The 10,323-nt window shown below is 64.2% G+C and carries 7 protein-coding genes; 2 read left to right on the top strand and 5 right to left on the bottom strand.

Features of this window, described 5'->3' with window-relative positions; genetic code table 11:
- Nucleotides 1-292 precede the first annotated feature (292 nt).
- Nucleotides 293-2,263: a heterodisulfide reductase-related iron-sulfur binding cluster gene (locus tag H7687_RS09970; protein ID WP_183346893.1), complete on the top strand. Its 1,971-nt coding sequence runs from the start codon at nucleotides 293-295 to the stop codon at nucleotides 2,261-2,263.
- 414 nt (nucleotides 2,264-2,677) lie between these two features.
- Nucleotides 2,678-4,018, top strand: coding sequence for a radical SAM/SPASM family putative metalloenzyme maturase (locus H7687_RS09965; RefSeq protein WP_183346892.1), 1,341 nt, complete (start codon nucleotides 2,678-2,680; stop codon nucleotides 4,016-4,018).
- On the opposite strand, the gene H7687_RS09960 is transcribed toward H7687_RS09965, so the two are convergent.
- The 5 genes from H7687_RS09960 to H7687_RS09940 form a co-directional block, all read right to left on the bottom strand.
- On the bottom strand, nucleotides 4,002-6,299 hold the full coding sequence (locus H7687_RS09960) for a hybrid sensor histidine kinase/response regulator (protein ID WP_183346891.1): 2,298 nt from the start codon (nucleotides 6,297-6,299) through the stop codon (nucleotides 4,002-4,004). The two genes, H7687_RS09965 and H7687_RS09960, sit on opposite strands and share 17 nt — an antisense overlap.
- Nucleotides 6,300-6,333: 34 nt before the next feature.
- Entirely contained in the window at nucleotides 6,334-7,194 is an 861-nt protein-coding gene (locus H7687_RS09955; RefSeq protein ID WP_183346890.1) for a substrate-binding domain-containing protein, read from the bottom strand.
- 188 nt (nucleotides 7,195-7,382) lie between these two features.
- Complete coding sequence (locus H7687_RS09950; protein WP_183346889.1) at nucleotides 7,383-7,793, bottom strand: hypothetical protein; 411 nt, start codon at nucleotides 7,791-7,793, stop codon at nucleotides 7,383-7,385.
- A 5-nt stretch (nucleotides 7,794-7,798) separates the two neighbouring features.
- Entirely contained in the window at nucleotides 7,799-8,971 is a 1,173-nt protein-coding gene (locus H7687_RS09945; protein WP_183346888.1) for a vWA domain-containing protein, read from the bottom strand.
- Between the two features lie 3 nt (nucleotides 8,972-8,974).
- A complete protein-coding gene (locus H7687_RS09940) occupies nucleotides 8,975-10,036 on the bottom strand; it encodes a hypothetical protein (RefSeq protein ID WP_183346887.1) in 1,062 nt (353 codons plus the stop codon).
- Nucleotides 10,037-10,323 lie beyond the last annotated feature (287 nt).

The following is a 10,323-nucleotide window of genomic DNA, read 5'->3' as shown; positions in this document are numbered from 1 at the left end:
GCAGAAACTGAAAGTTTTCCAAGACCGAATCCAGGTCGAGGAATTCGACTACAAATTACGTTGAGGGAACGAGTGTCCACGATGTCCTGGCATCAAAATCTGTCCACGATGTCGTGGCACTCAACAGGTAATGCGTCGACGTGGGGTTGAGGCACCGCCCTCACCCTGGCCCTCTCCCACCTTCGGACCGGCGCCCCTACCGTGGGCAAGACCCGAAGGGCGAGGGGAAGTGAACGCCGGCCGAAAAGGCAACCGATAGTCACCGCTTTCAGCACACTTACAAGGACATGATATGCAACCTGATCCCATGATCTTTACCCCCCTTCTGGCGGCTGCCGGGCTCATCTTCGCCTGGAGCTGCTACCGCCGCTTCAGCCTGGTCGGCGTGGGCGTCGCCGAGGACCGTTGCTCCAGCCTGCCGGAACGGCTGCAGGGGATGTTCCTGTTCGCTTTCCTCCAGAAACGGGTGGTCAGCCGTCCCTTCGGCATCAACCATCTCTTCATCTTCTGGTCCTTTTTGATCCTGGCCGTTGCCAATACCGAGTTCCTGGTGGCCGGCGTCCTCCCGGCGGCGAAACTGTCGCGGGTGCTGCCCATGGCGCTCTACCAGCCGCTGGTCCTCGTCTTCGACGTCGTTTCGCTCTGTGCCCTTGGCGCTGTCGTGATCGCACTGGTGAGGAGGGCGGTGGCTCCTCCCTACGAAGGAGCCCGGACCGGCGAGGCCTTCGGCATCCTGTCCATGATCGGGACCTTGATGCTGGCCTACTTCGGCCTGCACGCCGCGGAAATTGCGCTGGGGCAGGAGCCCGCGGCGCAGGCGATGCCGGTCTCCTCCGCGCTGGCCTCTCTGTTGGCGGGGCAGGGGCCGTACACCCTGGAAAGCCTGGCAGAGATCTCCTGGTGGCTGCACGCCGGCGTGCTCCTGTTCTTCCTGAACTACCTTCCCTACAGCAAGCACATGCACATCCTGGCCGCCATCCCCAACTGCTTCTTCAAGGGGCTCGAGACGCCCAACACGCAGCCGCGCGAGGAGTTCGTCGAGGGGAACGTGTACGGCGCCGGCAGCATCGACCGCTTTACCTGGAAAGACCTCTTCGACTCCTTTTCCTGCACCGAGTGCGGGCGCTGCGAGAAATCCTGCCCGGCAGCAACCACCGGCAAGCCGCTCAACCCGCGTGTGGTGATGCACGACATCAAGATGAACCTGCTGGCCAACGGCGACCTGCTGCAGCGCGGCGGCGAGCCCACCGTGCCGGTGATCGGCGAGGCGGAGGGGAGCATCAGGCCGGACGCCCTCTGGTCCTGCACCGGCTGCGGCGCCTGTCTCGCCGCCTGCCCGGTCTTCATCGAGCAGATGCCCAAGATCACCAAGATGCGCCGCCACCTGGTGCAGATGGAAGCGGATTTCCCGGAAGAGCTCCTGAACCTCTTCGAGAACATGGAGCAGCGCTCCAACCCGTGGGGCATCGCGCCGGGCGAGCGCGGCAAGTGGGCCGGCGGGCGCGAAGTGCAGCAGTTCGAGGCGGGGAAGACCGAGTACCTCTACTTCGTCGGGTGTGCCGGCTCCTTTGACTCGCGCAGCAAGCAGGTGACCTTGGCCATGACCAAGATCATGGAAGCGGCCGGCGTCTCCTACGGCATCCTCGGCAAGGAGGAGAAGTGCTGCGGCGACAGCCTGCGCCGGCTGGGCAACGAGTACCTCTTCGACAAGATGGCCCGGGAGAACGTGGCGCAGTTCCAGGAAAAGGGTGTGACCAAGATAGTCACCCAGTGCCCGCACTGCTTCACCACCCTCAAGAACGACTACCGTCAGTACGGTTTGGAACTGGAAGTGATCCCGCACGCCGAGTTCATCGAATCGCTCTTGGCCCAGGGGAAACTGAAGCTCGACCACCACGCCAAGAAGGGGGGCAACATCGTCTTCCACGATTCCTGCTACCTGGGGCGCCACAACGGGGTCTACCAGGCGCCGCGCGCGGTCATCGCACAGGCGACCGGCACCGCGCCGGCCGAGATGGAGCGAAACCGCGAGAACTCCTTCTGCTGCGGCGCCGGCGGCGGGCGCATGTGGATGGAGGAGCACCTGGGCGAGAGGATCAACCTGAACCGGGTCAGCGAGGCGCTGGAGGGGAACCCCGGCACCATCTGCACCACCTGCCCCTACTGCATGACCATGATGGAAGACGGGCTGAAGGACCGCTCCAGCGGCGGCACCAACGTCAAGGACATCGCGGAGCTCGTTGCGGAAGGGTTAAGAGGTTAGAAGTAAAAGGTCGTCTCCTCCCCCTCCCTTGACGGGCCTGCGCGCCGTAGCGCTTCGGTCCGCGAAGGCGGGAGGGGGAAGCCGCAAGATATGGGAAAACCTGGTTAGCGACTTCCGCTAGTTCCCTCTCCCTCCGGGAGAGGGTGCCCGAAGGGTGGGTGAGGGCGGTGCCACGAAGTGGGATCATTGCCTATTGCAGCGCCCTCACCCCAGCCCTCTCCCGGAGGGAGATGGGGATGGGCATCGTGGCGGAAGATCATCGCTAGTCAGAACAGGAATCGGGGCCTTGACCGGCTCCACGAGACTCTCCGCCTTCCGGAGGGGCCGGACGGGACGTCTTGACGCGGGCGGCACCTCCCCGGTCCGGACACCTCCGGGGGGCGGGGGGAGCAGCGAACGATGAGGACCAACCTAATGCAAAGCAACGCAGCGGCACTGTCTGAGTTCATGCCGGCCAACGAGCCGGCCTTTCGGGAGTACCCTTCCAAGCTGTTCGTGGAAACGACCAGCCGCTGCAACCTGAACTGCGTCATGTGCATGAAGCAGAACGGGGACGGCAGCCGGGCCAAGGACGGCGACCTCGACCTCGCCACCTTCAGTGAACTGGAACCGGCGCTTCCCAACCTTGAGGCGCTGGTTTTGAACGGGGTGGGCGAGCCGCTTTTGAACACGCGCCTGGAGCACTTCATCAGCCGGGCCAAGAAGCTGATGCCGGCGGGAAGCTGGATCGGCTTCCAGAGTAACGGCCTGCTCCTGTCGCACCTGCGCGCGGTGTCGCTTCTGAACGCCGGCGTGGACCGGGTCTGCCTCTCCATGGACGGCGTCGACGCCACCACCTTCAGCTCCATCCGCTCGGGGAGCCAGCTGGTGGACCTGGAGCACGCCCTGAACGCGCTGGGGGCCGCCAAGGCCGCCTGTCACCGCCCCGACATGGAGATCGGCGTCGAATTCGTGGTGATGCGCGACAACCTGGCCCAGCTTCCCGCCGCGCTCTCCTGGGCCGCGGAGTTCGGGGTCAGCTTCGCGCTGGTCTCCCACCTGCACCCGTTCGACGAACCGCACCTCAAGCAGTGCAGCTACGACCTCTGCAGCGACGAAGCGATCACCCTGTACCAGAGCTGGAAGAGCAAGGCCGACCTGAAGGGGATCGACATCCGCCGTTACTTCGAGATCCTGTGGAGCTACCACAAGTCCGAGCAGGAGCGGCGGGTCATCGATTTCGTGGCGGCGATGAAGGCGGATGCGAACCAGCGCGGCATCACGCTGGACCTGAAGCGGCTCTTCGCCATGGACATGGTGCAGATCCATGAAAGCCAGGGGATCTTCGAGGAGGCGGCGCAGGTGGCGCGCCGGACCGGGATCGAATTGAGGCTGCCGGAGATCGCCCGGCGCGAGAAACGCGGCTGCAGCTTTGTCGAAAAGGGGAGCGCCTTCGTCTCCTGGGACGGCGGCATGCACCCCTGCTACCACCTCTGGCACAGCTGCCGCTCCTACGCCAACGGCTGGCAGCACCCGGTGCACCCCTGGGTGTTCGGCAACGTGAAGGACCGCGGCGTGCTCGATATCTGGAACAGCCCGGCCTTTCGCCGCTACCGGGAGAACGTGGTGCGCCACGACTACCCGTCCTGCGCCGAGTGCAACACCTCCCCCTGCGACCTGGTTCAGGCCGAGCGCTTCGACCAGGACTGCTACGTCAACACCGAGCCCTGCGGCAGCTGCCTGTGGAGTTCGGGGGTGTTCAGGTGCCTGGACTGATCTCCCTCAGCACCTGCCTGAGCGCCGACAGGCTGTAGGGCTTCTGGATGAACCCGGCGATTTCATCCCCGGAGAATTTCTGCTTCACCTCGACCGCGCTGAAGCCGCTGCTCATGATGACCTTGGCTGCCGGGTCCAGCTTCTTCAGCTCCGTCAGGCACTGGCTGCCGTCCATGTGGGGCATGGTCAGATCCAGGATCACCGCGACGATACCCGGCGTCACCTGGTAGACCTCGAGAGCTTCCCTGCCGTCATTGGCGGTAATGGGGGTAAAGCCGAGCGCACTGAGCATCTCGGTGCCGATGTTGCGTACCGTCTCCTCATCATCGACAAGAAGCACGTACCCCGCCCCCTGCCACTCTTCCCGTTCCGGTGCCGGCGCCGGTTCGACCGCCGTCTGCTGCCCGTCCGCCGGGAGGAGCACCCTGATCGTGGTGCCCCGTCCCGGTGCGCTGTCCACCACCAGGGCGCCTTTATGCCCCCTGATGATGCCGAGGACGGCGGCCATGCCTAAGCCGCGGCCGGTGAACTTGGTGGTGAAAAAGGGATCGAACATCCTCGCCACGGTGTCATTGTCCATGCCGCAGCCGCTGTCCGCTATCTCCAGGTAGACATACTGCCCTTCTGCAAGCTCCTCGTTCTGCCAGACGTTCCTCAGGTAGTTGCGGTCGCACGCGATGCTGCCGGTCTTCACCGAGATGGTCCCGTTGTCGTCCCCGATCGCCTCGGAAGCGTTGATGACCAGGTTCATGACCACCTGGCGGATCTGGGTCGCGTCCCCCTCGATGAGTGGGAGCGCTACAGCCAGGTCGAAATGGAGCTGGGCCTTCTTGGAAATGGATACCTCGAGCATGTGCAGCATCTCTTGCAGCAGGCGATTGAGGTCGAGGCTCTCGACGACGAATTTCCCCTTGCCGGAGTAGGCGAGCATCTGCGCCGCCAGGTCGGCGGCCCGGGCCGAGGCCTGCTCTATGTTGCGCAGGTTGCCTATGGCCGGCGATTCCTTGTTGACGCGCATCAGGGCCAGTTCTGCGTTGCCCATGATGGCCATCAGGATGTTGTTGAAGTCGTGGGCGATCCCTCCCGCCAGCACGCCCAGGCTTTCCAGTTTCTGGGCATGCAGCAGCTGCTTTTCGAGTTGCTGCCGTTCTTCCTCCATGCGCATGCGCTGGGTGATGTCGCGGACCAGCAGGATGAACCCGGTGCACGGGTTACCCATTGCGGTCACCGCTAGCTCGAACCACACCTCCCCCTGCGCCAGGGGAAGGGAATAAACGGCGCCCCGGTGCGAGCCGGTCTTCTCCGCCTCCCTCAAGGCCGCCATGACCACCCGGGTCGGCTCCTCCGGCAGCAGGTCAGCGATCTTCCTCCCCAGGAACCCTTCCGGCGGGAGGTACAGCAGGTTTGTCTCCGAGGAGTGGAACTCCTCGATGACGCCGTCGCGGTCGGTCCGGAACATGAGGTCAGGCATCGAGTTGAGGATCGCTTCCTGTGACTCCTGTGCCAGGCGTACGTTCGCCTCGGCCTGCTTGAGTTCGGCGATGTCCCGTTCCAGTCGCTCCGCCATCATGTTGAAACTTCGGCATACCATTTCGATTTCCCCGACCGATGTGGACCTGACCCGGGCGGCCATGTTGCCGGCGGAGAGCTGGTTGGCCACCTGGGCCAGTTCGCTGACCGGGCGAAGGACCAGCCGGTTGGCGGCCAGGTTGAGGGTGATGGCGAGGGTGAGCGACATGAACAGCATCCCCATCAGGATGATGGTCGCCTGGCGCACCAGTTGCGCTTGGATGTTGCGTTTGCTGAGCCCGATACGGACCCGGCCCAGCTGCGACGAATCGACCTTGACCCCCTGGGACAGCTCGATGACGTCCTCGTCCTGCCTCAGCGACTCGATGATGGTCGCCACGGGGGCATCCGGGGGGAGTTTGTGCAGGTGCCTTGCCAGCAGCGGGTGGTGATTCTTCAGGCTGGCGGTAGCCGTGGTGAGGGGGGTGCCGTCCTCGTCCTCGATGACCGTGTAGACCACCTCGTCGTCATGCACCTCCGCGACCAGTGAGTCCAACTGCAAGGCATCCTGCAGTATCAGCGCATCCGTGCACACCGATGCGATGTACCTGGCGAAGGCGTGGCCCTTGTTCTCCAGGGAGAGTTCCAGCTTGTTCTTTTGGGCGACGAACAAGGTTGCCGTAACCGCAACGGAAAAGATGAGGATGATGCAGAAGGAAAGGAGGAAAAACCTCCGCTGCAGACTCAGATTTTTGATCTGCCACCTGGCCATGCGTACCTGCCTTTCCCGTAGTAGTGGCGGCTCCCTACCGGATGTTCATCCTGAGCCACTTCTCCATCTCCCGCACCGAGTCGTAGTCGGAGTCCTTGGGCACGATGAACCGGTCCACCCTGATGCCTGCCAGAATGGCCCTTCCCTCCGGATCCTTGTGCATGTTCAGGAATATGTCGCGCAGGCGCGCTTTCAGGGCCGGGTCGAGGTCCTTGCGGGTGACGATGGGAGGGATGCCGTAGCGGGGGGACTTGGCGATGATCCTGGTCTGGCTGGTGAAACGGGGGTTCTTGCTGGCGGCGTAGTTGTAGATCAGGCTGTCGACGCTGGCGCCGTCGACGATCTTCTTGGCCACCGCTTCGATGGACTTGTCGTGGGTCTTGGTGTAGATGATCCTGCCGAAGAACTTCTCCGGCGTCATGCCGAACCTTTTGCCGATCATGTAGGCGGGGACCAGTTTGCCGGTGTTGGACTTGGGATCGGTAAAGGCGAAGCTTTTCCCCTTGAGCTGGGAGAGGTCGGTGATACTGCTGCCCCGGTGGGCAATGATGTACGCGTAGTAAAAGGGCTCGCCGTAGGATTGCGGCGCGACCAGGAGCTCGGCGCCGAACTTCTCCTTGTCGACCACGTACGGGCCTGAGCAGATGAAGGCGACTTTGAGCTCACCGCTCTCCAGCAGCTTGTCGGTCTCGTCGTAACTGTGCTTTTGCACCATTTCGACCGGCCGTCCCAGTTTTTTGGCGACGTAGTCGATGGTCTGCTGGTAGTACTTGATCGTCTCCTGCGGCGATATCATGGCCGCGACGCCGAACTTCAACTCCTCGGCAGACGATGCTGTCACGCCTGCACCCGGAAGAGCGCAGACCAGGGCGACAATGATTACCAACCATTTCATCACGTGCCTCCTGCTATCTGCTACTGAACCTGGAGCTTGACGTCATGGACCTGGACTCGCTCCGATAGTGAAGAACACACCAGCTTTGACAGAAGATGCGGATACTCCCCTGGACATTATCGGAAGTTTAGCAGCACAACTTCAGTAATCAATGCGGCTGATCGGTCTTTGCCGGCGATGGCAAGGCTTCAGAGGTCGCCGGTCATCTCCTGTAACAGGTACAGCTTCGGGTTCACCTTGCGCACGCAGTCGATCACCTCGCGCAGCATCGCCTCGTCCAGTCCGCACTCCTCGTCGATGCCCTGGAAGTACGGGAATCCCTTGGGGAGCGGGGTGAGCGCGCCGTCGCGCAAAAGCATCACGTCCACCAGGTCGTTGACCCTCCCCTCGGCCTCCCAGGGGTCGCGGTAGTTGAACTGGCGCGCCACCACGTGCAGGGCCATGCCGTTGTCGAAGATCGCCTTCACCTCGAAGGAGAACTCCCTGGGGGCGCTGTAGTTCTCGCTGCGCCCGGAGCGCACCATCACCTGCGCGCCCGCTTCCCTCAATATCTCTCCCACCGATTCGGCGGTCATCGGCGCCGACGTCGTCTCTTCCATATCGTTCAAACCTCCAGTCTCAGTTCGATGCCCCAGTGGGCCGGTTTCTCCCCTTGGGCGGTCAGGACCCACAGGGTCGGCAGCTCCATCTGCTCCGGAACCGGGCCGATGCCGTCGGTGAGATAGATGACCGCGGCGGGGAGGGGATGCATGGTCCTGGCGTACTCGAAGACCGGGCGCAGGTCGGTGAAGCCGCCGCCGTCGTAGCGCTCCGGCACGAACGCGTTTCCCTTGAAGGCCTCGACGTGCTGGATGCGGCTGTTGGCGTAGAGCACGGTGATGGCGGCGTCGCGGCCGCGGGCGATCTGCACCAGCTCGCGCGCGAAGGCCTCGCGCAGCTCCACGATGTCGGTGGAGTCGCTCACGTCGATGCCCACCAGGAGCGTCAGGCGGTGGCGCTTGCGCGACCCCGGCGTGTCGTGCTCGAAGCGGCGGTGCTCGCGCATCCAGGTGCTCTTCCTGCCGATCCTCCCCGCGGTGGCCACGAACTGTCGCAGCACCTGGCGCCAGGGAATGGGGGATGGGCGCAACAGGGCATCCACCACCCCCCTCACCTCGGCCGGGGCCTCGCCGTCGCTGCCGCGCAGGCTCTCCCGGGTCACCGCGCGCAGCATCTCCTCGGCCAGGGGCAGTGGAGTGCTGTCCGCGTCGCTCCAGATGGCGTGGTCGTCGAGCGTGGAGGCGCCGGCCGGGTCCTTCCCCGCGCCCGAGGCCCCCTCGATCTCCTGCGCCTCGTCGCCGAAGCCGCTGCCCGCCAGGTTGCCGACGTCGAAGGGGCGCACCAGCAGCCGGTAGTACTCCTCCGCGGCCAAGCCGTCGGGGAGATCGAACTGGGCCGGGTAGACGGCGCCTTCCGGGAGACCCGGCGTGTCGGGGTTGATGGCCAGGTCGCAGCAGAGGTCCCAGTCATGGGAGTTCTTCCCCTTGCCGCGCAGCATGTGCAGGTGCAAGAGGTGCTTCACCAGGTGTTCGAGCAGCGCCTGCTGTTCTGACGCGCTGAGCATGGAGAAGGAGGCGGGATCGACGGCGAGGGTCGGGGTGCCGTTACGGATGGTGACGCCGGCAGGCTTGCCGGAGAGGGGGCGCTCCTCGCGGCGCAGGTTGAGCAGGAAGTGGCCGTAGAAGGGGCGCTCCTTCAAAAGCCGCACCACGGCGTTTTGCAGCGTGCCGGGCGACACGGCTTACCCGGCCTGCTGGCTGATCGCCTGCATGGCGTCGAAGATGACCGCGTCGTGCTTGTCCTTCACCAGCACGAGCGCCACTTCCGGGATCTTCAGAAGCGACTTCACGAAGCCGAAACGGAGGTCGCGCGGCAGCACGGCGATGTAGGCGACCAGGTTGTCCTCCTGCTCCCCGGTGAGTTCCGGGGAGACCTGGAGCAGGGCGGAGAGGTCGTTGATGGTGGCGGCCTGCACGTCGTCGCGCTGCGCCTCGGCCCGCCCGGCCACGGCCGCCCAGTCGTTCAATATCTCGTCCGCCGTCACCGGCCTCCCCTTGCGGTCCGAGAGCCAGCGCATGAAGGCGATGGCCGCCTCCTTGCCGACGATGCCGGAGTAGACCTCCATCTCCAGTTCGGCCGGGAAGCGGCAGTTCTTCTTGAGCACGCTGACCATCTCCCAGGCGCGCTCGCTCGGCTCCACCTGCATCTCCATCGGCATCCCCTGCTTGGCGAGGAAACCGTGGTTGCCGGCCAGGAACTGGCGCACCTCGCCGGCGAACTCCCGCTTCTGTGCGTAGCGGGCCCAGCACTGGTAATCGGTCTCCACGAAGAGCATCACCATGCGGTCGACGAGGGCACGGTCCAGGGTCGCCACCTGGTAGCTTCCGTCGGGAGGGTTGATGCTCACCACGACCTTGTGGCTGCGGGAAAGGGTGTGGGTGTGGATGGCGCGCAGCATCCCCTCGGCCGGCGGCTCCACGAACTGGAAGATCGCCTGCAGGGTATCCTCCTGCTGGGCCCGGTTCAACTCGTCGCAGTGGATCACGGTGGGGGCGTCCTCGTCGCCGGGGAGCCAGGACGGGCGCGACCACTGCATCACCTCGCCGCTTCGGAACGGGATGCCGACCAGGTCGCCCACCTCCATCTGCCCCAGGCGCAGCGAGACGTAGCGCCGGTCCAGCTCGCGGCAGGCCTGGAGTATCCCCGCGCTCTTGCCCACGCCGCGGTGCCCCACCACGCAGGGGGTGAGGTCGGTCTTGGAGAGGATCTCCTTCACCACGATCTTCATCTGTTCCACGTTCATGTCGCGTCCTTCCCTTGCCGTTGTAACTGTGTCGATCCGCCATCTTACACAAAATGAAAACCATTGGCCACGGAGAAAATCCGGCTGAATCCTCCTTTCACCGAAGGAGGGGACAGGCTCCGCCAGGTGCCTGTCCCCTTAGGGGCTTGGGGTAAGGTGGATGGGCGGAATTGAGCGTTCCGCTAAAGGGACAGGCACCTAACGGAGCCAGTCCCTTCTGCTGCCTTTTGGTCTCGTTCCCAAGGTCCGCCTTGGGAACGCAAAGCCTCTCGGAAACTCCAACTTCC

It is taken from the genome of Geomonas paludis (assembly GCF_014193585.1).
GTDB classification, from domain to species: Bacteria; Desulfobacterota; Desulfuromonadia; order Geobacterales; family Geobacteraceae; genus Geomonas; species Geomonas paludis.
This window is presented reverse-complemented; position numbering and strand designations above follow the sequence as displayed.